The organism is Arthrobacter sp. Z5-13 (genome assembly GCF_056499105.1).
Genome location: NZ_CP096460.1, coordinates 2,619,593 through 2,639,365, shown reverse-complemented (window position 1 = coordinate 2,639,365; position 19,773 = coordinate 2,619,593). Strand labels below are relative to the sequence as shown.

Genomic DNA, 19,773 nt, shown 5'->3' with positions numbered 1-19,773 from the left:
GAGCTCATTCCATGATTCACGGTTACGTTGCTCCAGGCTTCGAGCTGGTCGCCGCTGCGTTCGAGCGCGGACATTCGGCGGATGCCGGTGGCGCTCAACTCTGCGTCTATCAAGGGGGGAGCGTGGTTGTCGACCTGTGGACAGGCTCCGACCCGGAAACGGATGTCGCGATAGATGGGGACTCGCTCTTCGTGTTGTGGTCCACGACCAAAGGCATGATGGCTATCCTCGCGGCGTTGCTCTTCGAAGAAGGCCAGCTTGACCCCGATACGCGAGTGTCTTCTGTGTGGCCAGAGTTCGGAGTTCGCGGCAAGGATCAGACCACCGTTGCCCACTTCCTCAGTCATGCGGCTGGTCTTCCCTTCTTTCCCTCTGCAGCGAGGATCGAAAGCCGCGACCTACCGAATTGGGCTCTCTGCACTGAGACGCTCGCCGCCGCCGAACCCCTCTGGGTACCGGGAACCGCGTCGTGGTACCACCCATTTACCTTCGGTTATCTCAACGGCGAGGTGATCCGCCGGGCAACGGGCAAGACAGCGGGCGACCTCTTCGCTGAACTCATCGCCGGTCCGCTAGGAGTCGACTTCTGGATCGGGAGCCTCCCGGCGGATCGCGAGACAGACGTCACGAATCGCAGCAAGTTGAACCATGAGCCACCCGCCAACCCTGGCGAATTGTGGTCACAACACGGAGTGGATTTGTCTGATCCAGTCGTCCGTGAGCTGCTCGAGCAGGTGCAGTCGATTCCCGACATGATGGAGTTCCTCAACAGCGCCGAGGGGCACCAGATGGAGTTCGGCGGGGCGGGCGGAATCGCGAGTGCACGGTCGGTCGCAAAGATCTACGCCGCCACCATCGGTGAGATCGACTCCATTCGGCTGCTCTCCCCGACGACGCTTGACGTCATGACTCGGCCACGCACCTTTAACTTGGGCCCCGTTCCTCCGTTGGCCGCCGTGCCCAAACAGAAGCTTGCCGAGTTCGGGCTGGGCTTCTGGTTGGGCTCGCAATTCCCGAGCGGCCGATTCGCATCCGGTGGAACTTTCGGGCACCCAGGGGCGGGCGGAGTTATCGCGTTTGCTCATCCCGAGTCGAGCATGGCAGTTGCATACACGTGCACCGGGATGTGGTCGGACGACTCCAGACCAGACCCGCGCATGAGCTGGGCTGAGCCGCTCGCCGATTTGGCTGGTGCGTAGGAACACCGTGAATCGAGGTCAACCCCCACCATCGAGCAGGAGACAACAATGCGTGAGCTAGCAGTATACGGATTGGGCGATATGACAGCCCACTATTGGGTGGACGACTCGGAACAGGTGGGACTCGTGCTTCGTCCTACTTCGCTGCAGCCAGTAACGGCGCGCTGTGGGATTGGCGACGAGCCGTACATCGCAAATCAACCCGGCGGCGGCAACCCGCCCGCGCGCTCAGTAGATCCGCTGGTGCACGTAACGCTAAGGGGCGACGCCGCGACAGGCGGGTGGGGGCAAGGACGCACGATGCGGTGGTCGCCTTCCAGCTCCCGATTCCGCCTTGCGGACCACTTGGTTGAGCGTGTTGGGCTCGTCACCCGCATTGTCACCGCGGTGCGGTCCGCGGCGGGTCTCAGCCTTGAGCACACGCTGATCCACAGGACGGGGGAGAGCCACCTCAGGGTGGAAGTGGAATTCGTCAACGATTCACCAGTACCAGTCACCGTCGACGCCCTCACCTCCTTCAACCTGTCGGGTATCTCGCCGTTCGATACTGCCGACAGCCCGGAGCGACTCGTCGTGCACAGGCTGCGCAGCTCTTGGAGCGCAGAGGCTCAACCGGTTAGCGACACGATCGAGGTCCTGCAGCTCGAGCGATCCTGGTTAGGGATCGCCCTTCTGAGCGAACGGTTTGGCCAGGTTGGCACGATGCCGGCCCGCGGCTGGTTTCCCTTCCTCGCGGTCGAGGACAAGGTGGCGCAGGTAACCTGGGGGGCACAGCTAGCCTGGGCCGGGAGCTGGCAGATGGAGATCACCCGGCTCGGCGACGACGTAGCGATATCGGGGGGCCTCGCTGACCGGGAGTTCGGTCATTGGTCACACACTGCCATGCCGGGCGAGCGCCTGGTTGCCCCACCTGCCATCCTGAGCTGCACGCAAGGCACTGTAGACGACGTCGCCGATCGCCTGGTAGCGGCCCAAAACGAGGCCGCCGATGCCCAACCTGAGGTCGAGGAGTCTCTGCCAATCGTCTTCAACGAATGGTGCACTTCATGGGGCAACCCCGACCGTGAGCGTCTCATCGCCATCGCCGACCGCCTGGCCGGTGAGGGCGTGGAGTACCTCGTGATTGATGCAGGGTGGTATCGCGACACCTCATCGGATGTGTCGTGGGCGCTCGCGCACGGCGACTGGATCCCGAGTCCCGATCTGTTTCCGCACGGATTGAAGGAAGTCACCGACCGCATCCGCGAGCGTGGGATGACCCCGGGTCTTTGGTTCGAGTTTGAGACCGTAGGAGAGGACTCCACCGCCTTCACGCTGACCGACCACCTTCTGCTACGCGATGGCGCGCCCTTCACAGCCGGCAACCGCCGTTTTTGGGATCTGACGGACCCGTTCGCCGTTGACTACCTCACTGCCCGGGTCGTCGACCGACTCGAACAAGATGGTTTCGGCTATATGAAAGTCGACTACAACGAGCACCTCGGGCTTGGTACCGACCATGCTGACGGGCTCGGTGAGGGTCTGCGCCGGCAGGTACTCGCGGGTTACCTGTTCCTCGATGGAATCCGTTCTCGCTTGCCGCAGTTGGTGATCGAAAACTGCGCGAGCGGTGGTCACCGCCTCGAACCGTCCATGATCGGCAGGACGGCGATGAGCTCGTTCTCGGACGCGCACGAGCTGCCGGAGATCCCGCTCATCGCCGGGAATCTGCTTCGCGTTATGCTCGCTCGTCAAATGCAGATCTGGTCGGTGCTCCACCCCACCGACACGGATCAGCGCCTGGTCTACAGCCTCACCGCCACTTTCATCGGTCGAATGTGCCTCTCCGGAGACGTTGTCGGTCTCGACGACCGGCAGTGGGACATCGTGCGTCGAGCGATCGGGCTGTACCAGAGGGCGTCACCCATCATTCGATCCGGCCGGTCGCGCCGGGGAGGCGTGCGCGGACCGTCCATGCGGCATCCAACGGGGTGGCAATCGGTCACCCGCCGCGCCGACGACGGCAGAGGGCTGCTGGTCGTGCTGCACGCCTTCGCGAACGGACCCGGCAGCGTGCAGATACCGCTCAACGGGTCCTGGCGCATCGAGGAATCACTGTCATGCGGTTCGACCTCGCTCCTCGTGGAGGAGGGTGAACTACGGATTGACGGCCTTCGGGACTTTGAAGGCGTCGTGGTGCCGTTGACACCCGCCCGGGCCGGGAAAGGGGGAGAGCTTGTCAATGCCCAGCCGTGACTAATCGTCGCGCTGCTTGTCGGTTCTGCAACAAGACCGTTACGCCAGCCGACCCCTAAGCTGCTCCAACTGCCGGTACAGGGTCGCCGGCACGCGATCGTCGAAGGTGTCGAAGGCACCCTTGTCGCCACACCAGGATTCGCCCGCCTCGCGAGCCGAAAAGCCTTCAAAGCGGTTCGCGGCCTTATAAATGAAATCAACGCCTTGAGGAAAGCTGGTGGCCCGTGCCGGACTCCGCGACTTTTTCGCGTATTGACTAAGAAGGTTCCCATGTTTGATAAAACAAATTTTGCTGCTGCGTTGCTCGTGTTGAGCGCCGTCGTGCTCACGGGTTGCGGTGGTGGAAATTCGGGAAATGCGAATGGAGATGCTCCGGGGCTTTCCGTTGGCATGGGAGGCTCCTCGGAGGTCCCCGTTGTCGGGGGCGGCTTCCCGGAGGTCCCTGTTGTCGGGGGCGCCTTCCCGGAGGTCCCCGCTGTGACGGGAATCACCCCGGAGGTCCGGGTTATCAAGCATCCAGGCGCTGGAGTCACCCTCTCGGATCTTCAGACGCTCAAGGCGAACGTCGATCAGGGCAAGGAGCCGTGGAAGTCCGCCTTCAATCAACTGGCGAACAGTCCCACGTCCAGGCTCAGCTACGCAGGGCGTGGCGGCCCTTTCGCGAAGGTCAGCCGCGCCCCCGACGAAAATCTCCTTGCTTGGCGCAGCGACATGGTCGCGATCTCGGAACTCTCGCGGATGTGGTATTTCACCCGGGACGAGCGATACGCGGTGAATGCGCGCAAGTTGCTGCTTGGGTGGGCCACCACTCAGACGGAGTTCTCGGGTCGCGAGTCGATGCTTGATCTGGGCGATTACGCTTTCCATTTCGTGGGCGGTGCGGAAATCCTGCGCAGCACCTACCCGGGCTGGACGGAGGCCGACACGGCGACGGTCAAGAAGTACTTCAAGAACGTCCTGATGCCGGCAGCAAATCCCTATGGCGACAGCTCGTACGGGGCCGCCAACAAGGGCGCACTGTCCCTCGTTGCTCTCGGACTGATGGCGATCTACAACGACGACATCGAGACATTGGACAAGGTCGTCTATCAGACGCGCACGCTGGCCCATATCGGGCTGCGAAATTCCAGTGACATCGGCATGCTCGGCGACTCCCTCCGCGACCAGGGGCACGCCTATGGGCAGCTCGCGTCACTGACCATGCTGGCCGAGGCGCTCTGGACCCAAGGCATCGACATTTATTCCGACTTCGACAACCGCCTGCTGGCGGCGGGTGAGTATTTCGCGAGGGTGAACGAGCTCGTCCCGACGACAGCGCTTCCTTTTGGCACCACCGATCGCTACTACACCTCGGACATCACCAATCGCGGCTGGGACGGCGCCAATGGCGGGAGCGTGGCGCTCACTCAGCTTTATAACGCCTACGTTCTCCGCAAGGGTCTCCAGGCACCCTTCATTGCTCAAAGACGCCTCTGGATGCCCGTGGGCGGCACCAGCTTCATGTTCCTCAAGGAGTCCGACACCTCGAAGGCGACGACGCCGCCGCCGCTGCCCATTCCTTTGACCACCTCGATCACCTCGGGGTTCAGCAGTGCCGACATCGGGGGCGCCGCCCCGGCCGGCACGGGCACATACGCCAACGGCAAATGGAACGTGGCCGGGGCAGGCTACGGTATCTGGGGGGCACTCGACAGTGGCCACTTCGAATACAAGGCCATCACCGGCAACGGCACTATCATCGCTAAAGTCGAGTCGGTCGAGAACACCCACTCGTCCGCAGTGGCGGGCGTGATGATGCGCACAAGCCTGGAGCCAGGCGCTCCGCGCGCCTGGATGGCGATAAACCACGAAGGTCAAGCCTTACAGAACATGACGAAACTGGCGGTGTATGGCGGCTCAAACTACGCGAACAAGGCATTAACCAATGGGAGCTCGGGGCCCATTAACTGGGTGAAGCTCGAGCGCATCGGAAACATCATCACCGGCTACGTTTCTCCCGACGGCACCAATTGGGCCGCTACCGATGTCGGCCGCATCGACGCCCCCGTTCCCGACACGATCTATGTCGGATTGGTGGTCTCGTCGGTCACAGGCAAGCTAAACAACAGCGTCTTCAGCAACGTCCAGATCACCGGCGGCGACGGTGGCGCGCCGAGCGTCATCCCCGCGGCGCCGGCCATGCTGCTGGCCTCGCCGGGCGATGGTGCCGTGCCGCTGCGCTGGCAGGCGTCCTTCGGGGCCACCGGCTACACCGTTCACCGCTCCAAGTTCAGCGGCGGGCCCTCCGAGACAATCGCGTCGGGGGTCACAGGCAGCAGCTACACGGACAAGTCAGTGACCAATGGCACGACCTACTACTACACCGTCACGGCGACCAACTCCGCCGGCATGAGTGGCAGTTCTCCGGCGGACAGCGCCACACCATTTCATCCGATGGCGAACGTCGCCACTGGTGGCATCGCAACCGACAGCGGGAACACGAGCGGCGCCATGAGGGCCTTCGACCAGAACACGGGGTCGGGATGGTTCTACAAGGGCACGACCGGCTGGCTTCAGTATGACCTCGGCCACACTGAGCGCGTCCAGCGCTATACCATCAGCAGCGCCAGCGGCCTGGTCCCCCGCGATCCGAAGGAGTGGCAATTCCAGGGCTCCAACGACGGCTCGACCTGGACAACGCTCGACACGCAAAGCAGCCAGGCCTTTGCCCGACGCTTAGAGCTGAAGACCTACGCGATCGCGAATCCCAGCTCCTATCGTTACTACCGGCTCAACGTCGCAGCCAACAATGGCGACGTCGCCTTCACGGATCTTGGCGAACTCGGGCTGCTCGCTTCCAAGCCGCAGTGAACCCGATACTCGATTGACGCGGCGACCAGGCGTGCCACTGCGGGCGTCGTCGCCGAAGGTTCTCAGGCCGTCGAGCTGCCTTCAGGCACGCGTCCTCGGGCAAGACGCAACCAGGCTTGCAGCTTCTCCCACAGCGACCTGGCGTCCTGATGCTTCTGGCCAGGCGTTCTTCGGTTGTCAAGGCGGCCAGCTCAGGAGGGGTTTCCGAGTGGCCGGTGGAGTGCGGGTATCTAGCTAGATTCCGGCCTCGGACCAATAGTCCAAAGTGCTTTGGACAATTTGAGCGCACCTGGTGGGCCGGGGGTCCTGTCGGACGCAGCGACTAAGGTGGGCGCGTGCCAGAGATCGAACCTGAACTGCCCAGCGGCTATGCGGGGATGCTCGTCTCCCTCAAGGAGTTGGTCACTTTGGCGCATTTGCGCGCACAGGAGGCGGCGGGCAACGCCTTGGTTGAAATATACTGGGAGATCGGCTCCACGATCCTGCAGCGCCAGGCAGCCCAGGCTTGGGGGACCAAGATTCTGCAGTGACTTGCAGCCGACCTGAAACCCGCATTTCCACACATGCGCGGGTTCTATCGCTCAGACTTTCTTTATATGAGGGCATTCGTGGCCGTCTGGGACTTGTCGGATCGATCCGTCCGGAACCGGGTTAAAGGTCTGCCATGGGTTCACATCCTCGAGCTTCTCAAGCTCAAAGGATCCAGTGACCCGCGACTGGTGCGCAGAACGGGCGGTGGAGAACAAGTGGCGGCTCGAGGTCCTCGAACACCATGTCACGTCCGGCCTGCACTGCGGACTCGGGGCTGCTCCGAACAATCTCGAAGAGCGTCTGTCCGAGGATGGGGCGGCGCTGGCCGGAGTATGGCCAAGGATCCTCTGGTCTTCGACTTCCTCGGCCTGACCAAGGAGGTCGAAGAACTGGCCATGGAAGAAGCCATGACCCAGCGGATGTCCCAGCCACTGGCCGGGTTCGGCCGAGGATTCGCATTCTATGGCCGCCGGTATCACCTCGATGTCCAGGGCGAGGACTTCTACATCGACCTTCTCCTGGTACACGACCCGACCAACCGGTTCGTGGTTGTGGAGCTAAAGTCCGGGAAGTTCAGACCGGGGCAACTGGGCCAGCTGAATTTCTATGGCGGCGGTCAATGATTTGGTGAGATCTCCGGGTAGGCCCTCCAGCGTGGGAATTCTCGTGTGCGGATCGAAGCACGAGCCGACGGTGAGATACGCGCTGAACGGCTCATCCCAGCCCGTCGCCGTCAGCTCGTACACCAATGACTCCCTTCCGCCGGAGGAACGAGCCGCGCTGCCATCTTCGGAGGCGATCACTGCGGCGCTCGAACAAGGAACAGTGGCCGATTTCGACGGCGTGTAACCGCCCGGACGGCTGATAGGCGTTAGCAGCGGTGGATGGCTGCGAATTCGTGGTTTTGGAAGACCAGGGGATCTTTGGTGCTTCCTGTGTTTAGTCCGAGGACACGGGCCAGGACGAAGTCGTGATCCCCGACCCGGGTGACGTTCTCGATCTGGCATTCCAAGGATGCAACGGAACCGGTGACTAGCGGGGCACCGAATTCCCCTTGGTCCCAGAAGTGTTCGTCGAAGCGGTCTGCTTCTTTCTTGCCGAGTTTGCGGCAGAACTGGGTCTGGGTTGAGGCCAGGGTGCTGATGCCGAGCACTGTGGCTTTGTTCAGCTGTGGCCAGCTCGTGGAGTCTCGGCTGACGAAGAGGCCGACAAGGCATGGTTCGAGGGATATGAAGACAAATGACCCAACGATCATGGCTGCGCGTTCGCCGGTGAGTTCGGGCTGGCCGGCAACGACCGTTACGCTGGTGGGGACCTTGGACATGACGCCCCGGATCTGCTGGGGATCGATGGTTCTTAGCTGTTCGGTAACGGTAGTCATGGCTGCCTCCTCCGGCTACCGGTCCTGCAGGGTGTAATAGAGCTGTTCTGGGTCGATCCACACTTCGTATCCGTCAAGTTTGTCGATCAGGACGCGGGAATCGACGCCCTCCGGTGAAAGCCAGAGCATTCTCGAGTCCGGGGTGGCGGCGTCAACCCGTGCGGTTCTGATGTAGGTGCCGTGCTGGCGGATTTCTACTGTTGCCGCGGGAAGACGGAACCAGTCATCGACCCGGAAGCAGCGCGGTCTCTGCGGGTTCAGGGTTCTGTATTCGATCGGGCGGTCGGTGGCAGGCGCTGTTCTTGGACTCATGGGCAGATTCTCTGTGGTGGGTGTGGGAATGGTCAGTGGGTATCAGGTGCCACCAACCCAATCGTGGCTGGTGGCACCTGGAGGGATGCTGTCGCTGCTCAGGCGACGGGTTGTGTTTCCGGGTTGCGGGCGGGTGTCGGCTGCTTCTTGCCGGCGTTGGTGAGAAGACTTGCGGTGTATTCGGAGAGCCAGCCGAGGCAGGCACCGGCGATCAGGGCCAGGCAGGTTCCGGGCGCGTCGAAGGTGGTGCCGAAGTATGCTGCACATCCGGCGAATGCTCCGGGAATGAAGCCCAGGACTGTCCAGCGTGCCTGGACGCACATCGAGAAGGCTGCGATGGCAACCGAGATGCCGAGGGCGCCGGGGGTGGGGAGGTTCGCTGCTCCCCAGACGATAGCTGCGCCCCAGAGCACGCCGGTGAGGTTGGCGGGAATGGTTTTGAGCAGGCCGGCGCGTTTTCCGCCGGCGGCGAAGAAGCATGCCCAGGAGAGGAACCCTACCCAGGTGATGAGTCCGAAGGGGGTGCTGAACGTGGTCCAGAGGCCGGCGAGGATGCCGGCGGTGATACCGATGGTGACGAGGGGCTTCATTTGGTGTTCCTAAAGGTAAAAATGGCGTCATTGTCTTTTTGAAGGGAAAGCTGGGAACCGTGCAGGTACTGCGGCGTTCGGAGCGTCGCCCAATGGGCGACCCGGGCCGGAGTGAGTTTGAGTACGGCCCCGGGCAAAAGCCGGGGCCGTAGGGGCTGGTTAGAGGTGGGTCAGCGCGAGGTCGGGTGCGGTTTCCGGAGTTGCGGGGCTGTGTTCGGCCGGTTCGCGGTGGAATTCGCCGTTTTTCATCACGGCGGTGATCTTGGTGATGTCCTGGAGGACGGTGATGTCTTCGAGCGGGTTGCCGTCGACCAGGATCAGGTCGGCGTAGAAGCCGGGCAGGACCTTGCCGAGTTCGTTGGGCTTTTGGAAGAGTTCCCCGCCGAGGGCGGTGGCGGCGATGATGGCTTCCATTTCGGTGTAGCCGAAGAGCTTGACGAAGTGGTCCAAGTCGCGGGCGTAGGTGCCGCGGGGTGTCCAGGCGAAGCCGTAGTCTCCGCCGGGGAGGACGCGGATGCCGCGGCGGCGCATTTCCTGGATGGCTTTGCAGGCGATTTCGAGTTCGCGGGCGTAGCCGGCTTTTTCGGCGGCTTCGTGAGAGTAGCCGAAGGCGGCGGCGTCGTTGAGGGTTGCGACGATCCAGTTGATGGCCGGGGCGACGAAGACGCGGTCTTTGGCGGCTTCGAGCATGTCCATGCCTTCGTCGTCGATGTAGGAGGCGTGGTAGATCATGTCCACACCGGTCTTCAGGGAGATGATGACGGAGTCGCGGCTGCGGGCGTGGGTGCAGACGCGGACGTGGCGGCGGTGTGCTTCGTCGACGGCGACTTGGAGTTCTTCTTCGGTGATGTAGGTGTCGGTGGCTGCTTTGGAGCCGGTGATTTCTTCGCCGGAGATGCTGAGCTTGATCTGGTCCACGCCCAGGCCGATGGTTTCGCGGACGACCTTGCGCATTTCCTCGACGCCATCGGCGATCTGGGTAATGCCTGGGACGAGATCGCCGGCGGTGGTGGCGATTTCCTGGCCGTTGGCCAGGTAGCGGGGGCCGGGGATGTCGCCGGCGTTGATGGCGTTGCGGACCACGACGTCGAGGCGCTTCTTGGCGCTGGCGGCGCCGAAACACATGGTGTAGCCGTAGTCGATATAGGTTTTGGCGGACTGCACGGTGTGGAGCAGGTGTTCTTCGACCTGCATGGTTTCCAGGCCGTTGAGGTCCCCGTCGTTCCAAGTGAAGTGGGTGTGTGCGTCGCACAAACCCGACATCAGGGTCTGGCCGCGGCCATCAATGACCTTGACGTCCTCGCGGGGCAGGTTCCCGGATCCGGCGCGGACGTCGGTGATGCGCTCATCGGCGATCAGCACTTCGCCCAGGAAGGGCTGGGCTCCAGTGCTGTCGAGAATGTTGACGTTGGTGAAGAGGGTTTTCGACATGACTTCGTTGTCCTTATCTTGAGATGGAGATAGTGAGGCTGTTATTAAGGGGCTTTACGGATTTGCATGGTGACGGTCTGCTGGCGGCGTGACTGGCAGCCGGGGCCGGCGTTGCTGCAGGCGCAAGTCTTCTTCTTTGTTTCCGGTGTGAGCGTGGCTCCGGTGAGAAAGTCGAGGACGGCGGCGGTGACGAAGTCCGGCGCCTCGGAGACGGTCCAGTGGCCGGTTCCCGGTGCGACCAAGAGTTCGGCGGTACCCAGCTCTGCGGCCATGTCCTCGTTGGAGGCAGGGGTGCTGACTTTGTCCTCACTGCCGGTGAGGAGCAGGACCTTGGACCGGATCGCGGCCAGGTCCGGATTGGTCGCGGATGCGAGAGCTTCGCAGGCCTGGGCGTACGCTTCCGGGTCCTGGCCGAGGAGCAGCTCGCGGACGAAGGGCCGGACGAGCGGGTTCCCGTTCGCCGCGTAGTCGGCGGTGCCGGCTTTGGCGACAGCGTCGGCTACGGCGGCCATGCCCTGTTCTCTGACGAGGACGGCGCGTGCTCGGGTGGCGTCCTTCGCGGCCTGGGCCTGCTCGCGTACCGGGCCGAGCAGGACGACATCCTGGACCAGGTCCGGGCGCGTCGATGCCAGCTGCTGGACGATGAGGGTTCCCATCGAGTGTCCGACGAGGTGCGCCCGTCCGGAGTCAGTCTGGGATTCGATGACCAGGGCCAGTTCTGCGGTCAGGGAATCCAGGTTCAGTTCCCCGGCCCGGGGTGAGCGTCCGTGTCCGCTGAAATCATAGCGGGTAACCCGGAACCGTTCGGCCAGCGAGGCGACGAGGGGTTCGAAGAAGCTGGTGGTTCCGCCCAGTCCGTGGACAAGGACGACATCGGGCCCGGTGCCGGTGGTTTCGACGAAGAGCTGCTTCGTGCCGACGGCTGTCAGGCCGGCGGCCATGGTTGCCGTGCTCATCGTCCTTCTCCGATCCGGTTCGTCAGGGTGCCGAGCTTGCTGATGCTGATCTCGACGACGTCTCCCGTGGTCAGGAACCGGGGCGGGGTAAAGCCGATGCCGACGCCGACGGGGGTGCCGGTGGCGATGATGTCGCCGGGCTGGAGCGTGATGCCGGCACTGATGGTTTCGATGATCGTAGGGATGTCGAAGATCAGGTCGGCCGTGGTGGCCTTCTGCCGGGTTTCGCCGTTGACCGTGCAGAGCAGGTCCAGCGGCCCGTCGCCGACCTCGTCCCGGGTGACGGCCCAAGGGCCCATCGGTGCGTGAGTGTCCAGGCTCTTACCGAGGAACCACTGCTTGTGGTCCTTCTGAAGATCGCGGGCGGTGACGTCATTGATGATCGTGTAGCCCCAGACGTGGTCAAGCGCCTCGGCCTTGCGGATCCCGCGGCCGCCAGTGCCGATGATGACCCCGAGCTCGGCTTCGTAGTCGAGTTCGTTGGTGACGCCGGTGTGCGGGTCGATCTCGGCGCCAGTGCCAATAACGGTGGAGGGGGCCTTGGTGAACACGACCGGATACTCCGGCTGGGGGGTGGCGCTGGCCGTGGCGTCGTACCCGGAGTTCGCGAATTCCTTGGCGTGTTCGACGTAGTTTCGTCCCACACAGAAGAGGTTGCGCCGGGGGAGCGGGATCGGGGCGAGGAGTTCCACCTCTGCGACGCTGACCGCCGGCCCGGTCGCGGAAGCGACTTGAGCGGCGACCTCGTCCCAGTTGTCGATTAGAGACAGCAGATCCCGCGCGCCGTGCACCGCGGTCACGGTCGAGGCATCGGCGCCGAGGACGCCGGTCTGCTCGGTTCCCTGGTGGCGGAAAGTGACGAGTTTCAAGATGATCTCCCTTGATCGATTATCGATAATTGCTACTGCGACTATATCCGGGAGTGACTCGGATCACAAGCGATTATCGATAATTCTTGGATGACGCGCTGGCCGCGCCTGCCCTACAGGAGGGAGAGGCTATTCCTGGGGGAGGATGGAGTACTCGTGCTGGTGCTCGATGACGAGCTTCGTGCAGAGGTCTGGTGTGCCGCTCTCGAAGGCTTCAAGGATTGGGACGTGGGCTTCAGCCGCAACGTGCAGGTCAACGTGGCCGCGCACGACTGTCGCCATAGTCCGTGCCTCAACGTAGAGGGAATCCCAGATCTCAAGCATGAGCCGGTTTCCCGTGGCGACCACAACAGCCCGGTGGAAGTCCGTACTGTATTTGGCGATGCCATGGGCATCGTTCGCAGCCGCGGCCTCGCGCATGCCCGCCAGAGCCTCCCTCAGCGGCGAAGGGTCAGCATGCAAAGTGGGATAAGCAGCCGCAGCAGCAGTCCCCTCCAATGCGAGGCGGACAAAGTAGACCTCCGCGAGGTCGTCCTGGGAAGCCGACCGAACGAAGGTTCCGCGGCGGGGGATGTTTTCAACCAACCGGGTGGAGGAGAGTTCCCGCAGCGCTTCGCGGACTGGGGCCTGGCTGACGCCGAACTCCTTGGCGAGCTGGAGTTCCACGAGTCGCATCCCGGGAGGGTAGGTGCCGTCAACGACCCGGTCCACAATTGTCCGTTTGACCTTTTCCGAGAGGCTCTCGTTCTCAAACACTACTGACCCCGCCATGTTCCCAGTCTTCCACACGGATTATGGATACTCGATAATCCGTGGGTGGTCGGAGCGTCGTGCTGCCCAGTCCGCTTTGTGCAGTTAAACGTCATCGAGCTCAAGACCGGCAGGTTCCAACCTGAATATGTCGGCAAACTCAATTCTTATGTCGCCTTGGTTGATGACAGGCTCCGCCGCGAGTCCCACGCCGAAACTGTTGGCATCCTGATCTGCGGAAGCAGGAACGACCACACCGTTCTCTACAGTCTCGGCCCGGCAACCTCCCCAATGGCCGTTGCCTCCTACACCTACGACAAACTTCCTGCAGAGAAACAGCAGGCTCTACCCAACGAGGGACAACAAAGCTGGAATCTGTCAAGAAGAGAGTGTGGACAATGTCCACACTTTTGCCTTCGGATCGGGTCGTACTGGTGCCGGACTGGGCCGGATTCCCTGTGTGTCAGGCTGTTGTGTGACAGGTTCCCTGTTACCCGGAGTTGGTGCTCAGAGCGGGGGAAAGGTCCATCATGGATTTCGTTATGCCTGTCCGTGTTTCGAATCGGAAGCACTTCACTACCGATCAGAAACACGCGATTCTGGATGAGTACGATAAATGCCTCGAGTGGGGCTCTAAAGCCGCTTTTATCAGGACAGCGGGGATCACCGAGGGCACTATGAACCGTTGGTGCCGCGAGCGGGAGTCCGGGCAGCTGAGGTCCAGATCCGACAATCTAGAGGAGGATCAGCGATTGAACGTGGGCGATAAACAGATGCTCAAACGGGTCCTGAAGGAAAACGAAATCCTCAAGGCCAAGCTGGCGCGGTCCGAGGCTGCCGTGGACATTTTGGGAAAAGCTTCCGCGCTCTTGGACGCGATGGCCAAGAGCGCGGCCGCGACGGATCCAAAAGTGGAGGAGCCGGAGCCGGGCCGGCCGGAGTGGCTGACGCCAAAACCTGGAAAAACATCGCCCTGACCTTTGCCGGGAAACTGATCACGGCCGGCTGGTCCGCGGTGAAGGCCTGCGCCTTGGTGGGTGTTCACCGCACGGCCTGGTACCGGCGTCTGAGCCCATCCACGCCACCGGGAATCATGGTGCCACATGCCGACCGCGACTACCCGAACCGGATCACCGGCGCCGAAGCCGACGCCTTCATGGGGCTGCTGAACTCCAGGGAATACGCCAACCTCTCCGTCACTCAGGCCTACTACCGGATGCTCGATGCGGGGCACTGCTTCTTCTCCATCGCCGCCGCCCACCGCATCGTGGCCCGGAACGGGCAGAATGGTGACCGCCGCGAACAGCGCATGGGAACCGGCCCTAAAAGAGCCAAACCCATTCTGCATGCGACCGCCCCGAACCAGCTCTGGAGCTGGGACATCACTATGCTCCACGGACCGGGTAAACACACCTACCGGCTATACACGATCCTGGACGTGTTCTCCCGCAAAGTCGTCGGCCACCGCGTCGAACATACCGAAACGGCTGCCCTCGCAGCCGCCCTAATCAATGTCGCGGTCACCGAAAACCAGCAGCACCCTTCCGTACTCCACTCCGACAACGGCGCACCCATGCGGGCCGGCAGCACCCTCCAGCTTGCCCAATCCCTGGGCATCACACTGTCCTACTCCCGCCCGCGGGTCTCCGACGACAACCCCTACTCAGAATCCCTGTTCAAGACAGTGAAATACGACCTGGACTTTCCCCGCCGATTCCGCGACCTCCAGCAAGCCCGCGAATACATGACGGCATTCTTCGCTGACTACAACGCCAGCCACCGCCACAGCGGCTTGAACTACTACACGCCCGACACCGTCCACGAAGGACGAGTCGAGCAGGCACGCCGACGCCGCCAGACAACACTCAACGCCTGCCACGCCCGGAATCCTCATCGCTACCGCAACAAACCCACCGCACCAGACGCCCCGGCCGACGCCGGCATCAACTACAAAACCAACCAGCTGTCACAAACAGCTTGATATATACCGGATTCGGTATGTTTTCGGGAGTTCCCTGTGTTTGCAAGGGCTGGAATGCGGTTCGAGTCCCACCTCGGGCACAGCAGATCCCCTCGTCAGAGGGGATTTTTGCTTTAACGTGTGTACAAAGCTTGCAGTGGCGTCCCTCTGACGCTAGGTGCGCGAACTGTGGCCTGGCCGCCGCGTGGCCTGTTCAGCTGTGTGGGTGGCGGGTTCAGGTCCATGGCTGGTTGGCCCTCCGCCTGCTGTGGTGGGGTTGCGTAGTTCCTCCTGTCGGTTCTGTCGGGTTGGTCGTGGGTGGCCAACACTTGTTCATGGTTCGGGGTTGCGGGCACAACATGACGTCGCCAACTTTTGTACGAGACTTGCTGGAAATCCCCTCCTGGACGTCAGGGTGAGCTGCATCTTCTCGGTTTGTCCTGCCAAAGGGGGTGTGGACATTGTCCACACTTAAATCTGTTTTCAAGTCGGTAAAGCCTGATCGCATGGTGATGAGGTTTATCAAGGAGCATGCGGAGCTGGGGGATCGGGAACTGAGCACTTCCGAGGCGACAGACCTGATCAGGCAGGTCGCAGAGTACCCTACCGAAGCCAGAAGACTGACCACGTTATCTGGCGGCATGTGTCGGGCCGGGATGTGTTCAAGGAGGAGGACGTGGAGATTCCCGACCGAAGTAGAGAACTTTAGGCAGATGCATTGTCTTCCGGCCCCATGGTCTACGCTCGGGATTACCGCAACACACGGACACCCGACCCGTTGACAAGCATCGAGGTCTCCATCGGCTTGAATGTTCTCTATGGGGCGAAATAAAGCTGGAAAGCCAAGAAAACAGCGACGGACCAGCATGGATCGGCTAGATCCTCTGGCCCGCTCAATGAGTAGTTTCAACGCAGACGAATTGTGGTGGCTTTTATTCGCAGCAGCATCGTCGCCATCGGCGCGCCACCGCTCTGTTTCTATTGGTAGCGCCCTCGCGGCCGCCCTCCGAGCCCGCTCCATCGCGCATACCACCCTGTCTACCCCGCTTCCATCGGTTGAAGATATCGTCAATCAGGCAGCAGAGGCTTCAGGAATCGATGGTGTTCAAGAGGATTTCATTCCCAAGGACCCGTCTGAATCACTATTCGTTCGGGTCGGCGATGATCTGCGGCATTCGCTACCTGGAGCCACGGAGCGCCCTATCGCTGATCTGTCTCGTGCACTGCGTTTAGCAGAGGCCCTTGACCCATTTCTCATGAGGAAGCATGGGTTTGGTCTCGAGAATGTCATCCGAGTGGCCTATAACTGGGCGCACACTGCGACCAACGGACTCTCGTCTTCATTCAAACCTGCTCCAAACCTAGAGTTGCGGGACGAGATTGTTCTTCCTGTTGAGGAGGTGGAAGCGGCTAAAGCCCTGATTTCTCGAGACCCCTTGAGGACGTTTGAGCTCAAGGAAAGAGATGCTGCAGCTCTCGAGTGGATGACCACATCATCGGATAACGCGAACTTTGATCCTTCAAGTCCGAACAGCCCGTTTGGTTGGTGCTTGAGGTACAGAACACCGGGGCTACTTGACCGGTGGTTGCCTCCCGCTTACGTTCCGGAGATTGTGGGGGCTGCAGTGTCCGAATTGGTTGGGACTGTCAATCGAAATCCCGAAGCACGTCGTGCTCTGCGTGCCTCGAGTCTAGATGCTGCGCGGAAGGCGCTCTGGAGGTTCTCCAAGTCGTTGTATGAGGGGGCGCCAAAACTGGCAGGAACCGCTCCGTTGACTGGACAAGAGATCCAATGGATCCTGCCAGTGAATACGAATACTGCAATTGCTGTTTCCATGGTGCAGATAGAAGACCTCTCCCCACAAACTCATTCATTTGAATGCGACAGGGTTGCGAAGAGAGTCTCGCGCAGTGGCGAGCCCGTTGTCGTCGCACTCGCCGGTGGGGGAGAGCTCTCGCTCCCAGCAGACACTGAAATAGTCCCTCTCGTGATCTTTGCTGCCGCCGGCCATCTCGCCGTACCCCAGAGAAAAGGCACGGCGACGCTGGCGTTAGAAGACCTGACGTGGATCGCCGAAACGGCAACAGACGAAGATGACCTTTATCTCTTTGCCCGCGACCTAAGCGACCCAAACTTTCCAGAGAATTTCGGGTGGGAAGCTATCAACTACTGGGAACCATGGCGGGCTAACGGTAAGTCTTTCTTCGCCGGGGGCATCGCCCCCTCCTTCTTTTACTTTGAGGCCCATGCCGGCGACGCGGAATGGGAACGCGCCTATGAGCTCTCCGCACTTGAGGAAGCACTGCATGCCACCGGCCTTCCACCTCTAAGGGATACACAGGTGGCCGAAATGACTACGCCGGGTGTGGCCACAATGGCAATTCAGCAGCAGGCTGGACGCTACGACCCCCTGACCGGCCGCCACCAGGCACCTCCCGTGATGGGTTGGTCGCTGGCGCTAACAAATCCCCCAGTAGCAATCACCAGGTCAATTCCATCTTGGAGCCCACCGGAGCACTATGAATTCCTTTTCGACTTCTGCGGCGGCCTAGTATTTGCCTTTGACGCTATCCGGGAGAAATGGGAACAAGCGCATTCTCACTCGGAAACGGCCGGCTATCGGCTTGTACTTCAAGCAATCAAATCTGACTTACCTGTCGATCCTGATCGATCAATCATGAAGTCCAGCCCCCTTGATGACGAAAGCATAAGCGGTGAACGGATTTTTCGATGGGGAATAGATGTCAAAAAATTCGTCGAATCGGCTGACGGTGATCCGTGGGCGGCGAACCGAGTAACAGCGAACGCCTTCGTAGGCTTGCTCGGTTCACTTAACCTACAAAGTGACGTAATCGCAGACCTCCGGGAGGACTGGCTTTCGAACAAGCCGTTCTTGATCCTGGAAACTGCTAGGTCGAGAACCACTCTCCACCACCTACCTGCGGTATGGAGTCTAGACCCCGCAGACGAATCAGCCACGATCGCGGCATCAGCCCGAAAATTAGCTGCCAGTGACGTCGAACCTGGGACATACCGGGGCCACGACGCCAATAAACTCGTGCAGCAACACCTCGCACCTCTTGCCCTGGCCGCGCTCACTGAGCGCATTCGCGCGCACGCTAAACAAGCGATACTTAAGGCCGGACTGGAGCAGCTCAACCGAGTCATGGACCACGGCACCCGCCAGCGAGAGGACCTCAGCAGGGTAGCCGCCCACCTAAACGTCACATGGGATCCTCAAGAACGAATGGCAGAAGCCATGGGCAACACGCTAATGCTCCGACAGTGCAACGAAATCATCGTCGAGGCAGCGTTGCGCAGCACCGGCGCTGATGGCCCGCCCCTTCCGATAACGAGCCGGAGATGGAGCGGACTTCTCGCAGCAGCGAATGCATATCGGACCATGACCACAATCAGTGAGCGCCTGCATCATAGGGTCGCCCCTTTCACCATCGAAATCACCCACGCGTACGAAATCAAATTCGAACAGGACGAACAGCCGACACCAGGCTCCTGGGTGCTTAACGTCGATGCCATGGAGAAGGCTTCAGCCGGCGCCAGTCTCAATCTACGGAAATCACCGGTAACAGAATCTCTGCTAACCATGGTCGAACTCAATCAAGCCATGCTCCAAGCAGAAGGCGCAAGCGTGGAGGACATCTTCCACGTTCTAGGCGCCCTCGTCCGATGGGATTCTTTTTCACAAGGCAGTAGCGTCGGAACAGCTTCCGAGAGTGCGGTTATTGACTGGATCTGCACGGAGGCCAACGACACCACCGCTGCCCGACGGGAACGATACAGTCGGGCGCTAAAGCTCTTAGTCAGCACCTCGGAACAGCTCCAAAATTCTGACTGGGAACCGTGGCAGACCAGAACCAGGCGCCACCGACTTCTGGTTCAGCCCATCGTCCGATCCGACCTTGGCAATCTCCTAATAGCCCCGCAATTCTTGATGACAAGTCTCAGCGTCTACAACAACCACCTGTCCCAAGGCGTCTTGCCATGGACAGGCGGAATCCCGCCGGAGGTAGGAAAAGCCCTCGAACGTATCCGGGACCTACGTAACAGACACTTTGAAAAAACGCTCGAGATTGAGTTGAAGAGTCTCGGCTTCAGAACTATTGCGCGTGTAAAAGCAGGAGATCACAGACGGCTCGGGGTCCCAACGCTCACGACCGAGGTCGACCTGGTCGCCGCGAAGCCCGGGGAAAATACGATCTGGCTCATTGAAGCGAAGGATCCCGCCTCCGTACACGCCGTAGCCGAAACCGCCCGGCAGTTGCGAACCTTCTTCCGGGATTCCACGAACTCAAGAGGCAAAACCAAGCCGTCTTACTCGACTCAACTGGCACGGAAGGAAGCCGAACTGAAGCCGTTCATAGACCAAGTCGCTGTCAAACTTGGGTTGGATCCGTTGGTGGAAGGATCTGCGTATTGCCTCTCCACGGTTTTCGTGACCCGTAGGGTGGCTCCGGTCGGTTTCGTGAACGAGAAATTTCCGGTGCTGACCCTTGAGGAATACTTACGTCTCTGATTGTCGTAGAGGAATACGCGTAGGCTCCCTTCATTCCACGTGCTTCTGAGGGCTATCGCGGGCCTCAATCGTAAGATCCTGAGTCGGGCGCGGTGCATCCCGAAGACGCCCGCGCCGAGCGAGTCGCGTCATCAGCTCTCGGGTACATACACGCTAACGCTCTCCGGTCAGGGG

Annotated in this window: 17 protein-coding genes and 1 pseudogene; 11 read left to right on the top strand and 7 right to left on the bottom strand. The window is 61.2% G+C overall.

The window, feature by feature from the left end; genetic code table 11:
* The first annotated feature begins 11 nt into the window (after positions 1-11).
* From M1E02_RS12500 to M1E02_RS12470, 7 genes are all read left to right on the top strand, one after another.
* Entirely contained in the window at positions 12-1,199 is a 1,188-nt protein-coding gene (locus M1E02_RS12500) for a serine hydrolase domain-containing protein (protein ID WP_479374591.1), read from the top strand.
* A 48-nt stretch (positions 1,200-1,247) separates the two neighbouring features.
* Positions 1,248-3,434: a glycoside hydrolase family 36 protein gene (locus M1E02_RS12495; protein ID WP_479374590.1), complete on the top strand. Its 2,187-nt coding sequence runs from the start codon at positions 1,248-1,250 to the stop codon at positions 3,432-3,434.
* A gap of 270 nt (positions 3,435-3,704) precedes the next feature.
* Positions 3,705-6,284, top strand: a complete 2,580-nt coding sequence (locus M1E02_RS12490) for a discoidin domain-containing protein (protein WP_479374589.1) — start codon at positions 3,705-3,707, stop codon at positions 6,282-6,284.
* A gap of 335 nt (positions 6,285-6,619) precedes the next feature.
* A complete protein-coding gene (locus M1E02_RS12485; RefSeq protein WP_479374588.1) occupies positions 6,620-6,814 on the top strand; it encodes a hypothetical protein in 195 nt (64 codons plus the stop codon).
* Between the two features lie 175 nt (positions 6,815-6,989).
* On the top strand, positions 6,990-7,187 hold the full coding sequence (locus tag M1E02_RS12480; RefSeq protein ID WP_479374587.1) for a hypothetical protein: 198 nt from the start codon (positions 6,990-6,992) through the stop codon (positions 7,185-7,187).
* Positions 7,148-7,438, top strand: coding sequence for a PDDEXK nuclease domain-containing protein (locus tag M1E02_RS12475; RefSeq protein ID WP_479374586.1), 291 nt, complete (start codon positions 7,148-7,150; stop codon positions 7,436-7,438). Before M1E02_RS12480 ends, M1E02_RS12475 begins: the two co-directional genes overlap by 40 nt.
* Positions 7,439-7,469: 31 nt before the next feature.
* Positions 7,470-7,664 carry a PDDEXK nuclease domain-containing protein gene (locus M1E02_RS12470; protein ID WP_479374585.1) on the top strand — a complete coding sequence of 65 codons (195 nt, stop codon included), beginning with the start codon at positions 7,470-7,472 and terminating at the stop codon, positions 7,662-7,664.
* A gap of 22 nt (positions 7,665-7,686) precedes the next feature.
* Here M1E02_RS12470 and M1E02_RS12465 read toward each other — a convergent pair whose 3' ends face one another.
* The 7 genes from M1E02_RS12465 to M1E02_RS12435 all read right to left on the bottom strand — a co-directional run bounded on the left by M1E02_RS12465 (position 7,687) and on the right by M1E02_RS12435 (position 13,125).
* Positions 7,687-8,196, bottom strand: a complete 510-nt coding sequence (locus M1E02_RS12465) for a flavin reductase family protein (protein ID WP_479374584.1) — start codon at positions 8,194-8,196, stop codon at positions 7,687-7,689.
* 15 nt (positions 8,197-8,211) lie between these two features.
* Complete coding sequence (locus tag M1E02_RS12460) at positions 8,212-8,508, bottom strand: hypothetical protein (RefSeq protein WP_479374583.1); 297 nt, start codon at positions 8,506-8,508, stop codon at positions 8,212-8,214.
* Positions 8,509-8,606: 98 nt separating this feature from the next.
* Complete coding sequence (locus M1E02_RS12455) at positions 8,607-9,098, bottom strand: DUF1097 domain-containing protein (protein ID WP_479374582.1); 492 nt, start codon at positions 9,096-9,098, stop codon at positions 8,607-8,609.
* A gap of 159 nt (positions 9,099-9,257) precedes the next feature.
* Positions 9,258-10,529, bottom strand: coding sequence for a metal-dependent hydrolase family protein (locus M1E02_RS12450; RefSeq protein WP_479374581.1), 1,272 nt, complete (start codon positions 10,527-10,529; stop codon positions 9,258-9,260).
* A 44-nt stretch (positions 10,530-10,573) separates the two neighbouring features.
* Positions 10,574-11,485, bottom strand: coding sequence for an alpha/beta fold hydrolase (locus tag M1E02_RS12445; RefSeq protein ID WP_479374580.1), 912 nt, complete (start codon positions 11,483-11,485; stop codon positions 10,574-10,576).
* Positions 11,482-12,354 (bottom strand): fumarylacetoacetate hydrolase family protein, encoded by an 873-nt coding sequence (locus M1E02_RS12440; RefSeq protein ID WP_479374579.1) that lies wholly within the window; start codon positions 12,352-12,354, stop codon positions 11,482-11,484. The genes M1E02_RS12445 and M1E02_RS12440 overlap by 4 nt, the downstream gene beginning before the upstream one ends.
* A gap of 129 nt (positions 12,355-12,483) precedes the next feature.
* A complete protein-coding gene (locus M1E02_RS12435; RefSeq protein ID WP_479374578.1) occupies positions 12,484-13,125 on the bottom strand; it encodes a GntR family transcriptional regulator in 642 nt (213 codons plus the stop codon).
* 45 nt (positions 13,126-13,170) lie between these two features.
* Here M1E02_RS12435 and M1E02_RS12430 point away from each other — a divergent pair.
* From M1E02_RS12430 to M1E02_RS12415, 4 genes and pseudogenes are all read left to right on the top strand, one after another.
* A pseudogene (locus M1E02_RS12430) lies at positions 13,171-13,392 on the top strand (PDDEXK nuclease domain-containing protein); the annotation flags it as partial.
* A 242-nt stretch (positions 13,393-13,634) separates the two neighbouring features.
* Positions 13,635-14,081 (top strand): hypothetical protein, encoded by a 447-nt coding sequence (locus tag M1E02_RS12425; RefSeq protein ID WP_479374577.1) that lies wholly within the window; start codon positions 13,635-13,637, stop codon positions 14,079-14,081.
* Entirely contained in the window at positions 14,045-15,085 is a 1,041-nt protein-coding gene (locus M1E02_RS12420; RefSeq protein WP_479374576.1) for an IS3 family transposase, read from the top strand. Before M1E02_RS12425 ends, M1E02_RS12420 begins: the two co-directional genes overlap by 37 nt.
* A gap of 875 nt (positions 15,086-15,960) precedes the next feature.
* Entirely contained in the window at positions 15,961-19,599 is a 3,639-nt protein-coding gene (locus M1E02_RS12415) for a hypothetical protein (RefSeq protein ID WP_479374575.1), read from the top strand.
* The last annotated feature ends 174 nt before the right edge of the window (positions 19,600-19,773 follow it).

What these genes read in the sequence shown, in the direction of transcription:
- M1E02_RS12490 (WP_479374589.1), top strand. Translation starts at nt 3,705, where the DNA reads ATGTTTGATAAAACAAATTTTGCTGCTGCGTTGCTCGTGTTGAGCGCC.
- M1E02_RS12455 (WP_479374582.1), bottom strand. Translation starts at nt 9,098, where the DNA reads ATGAAGCCCCTCGTCACCATCGGTATCACCGCCGGCATCCTCGCCGGC.
- M1E02_RS12425 (WP_479374577.1), top strand. Translation starts at nt 13,635, where the DNA reads ATGGATTTCGTTATGCCTGTCCGTGTTTCGAATCGGAAGCACTTCACT.
- M1E02_RS12465 (WP_479374584.1), bottom strand. Translation starts at nt 8,196, where the DNA reads ATGACTACCGTTACCGAACAGCTAAGAACCATCGATCCCCAGCAGATC.
- M1E02_RS12475 (WP_479374586.1), top strand. Translation starts at nt 7,148, where the DNA reads ATGGCCAAGGATCCTCTGGTCTTCGACTTCCTCGGCCTGACCAAGGAG.
- M1E02_RS12460 (WP_479374583.1), bottom strand. Translation starts at nt 8,508, where the DNA reads ATGAGTCCAAGAACAGCGCCTGCCACCGACCGCCCGATCGAATACAGA.
- M1E02_RS12415 (WP_479374575.1), top strand. Translation starts at nt 15,961, where the DNA reads ATGAGTAGTTTCAACGCAGACGAATTGTGGTGGCTTTTATTCGCAGCA.
- M1E02_RS12495 (WP_479374590.1), top strand. Translation starts at nt 1,248, where the DNA reads ATGCGTGAGCTAGCAGTATACGGATTGGGCGATATGACAGCCCACTAT.
- M1E02_RS12450 (WP_479374581.1), bottom strand. Translation starts at nt 10,529, where the DNA reads ATGTCGAAAACCCTCTTCACCAACGTCAACATTCTCGACAGCACTGGA.
- M1E02_RS12500 (WP_479374591.1), top strand. Translation starts at nt 12, where the DNA reads ATGATTCACGGTTACGTTGCTCCAGGCTTCGAGCTGGTCGCCGCTGCG.
- M1E02_RS12445 (WP_479374580.1), bottom strand. Translation starts at nt 11,485, where the DNA reads ATGAGCACGGCAACCATGGCCGCCGGCCTGACAGCCGTCGGCACGAAG.
- M1E02_RS12435 (WP_479374578.1), bottom strand. Translation starts at nt 13,125, where the DNA reads ATGGCGGGGTCAGTAGTGTTTGAGAACGAGAGCCTCTCGGAAAAGGTC.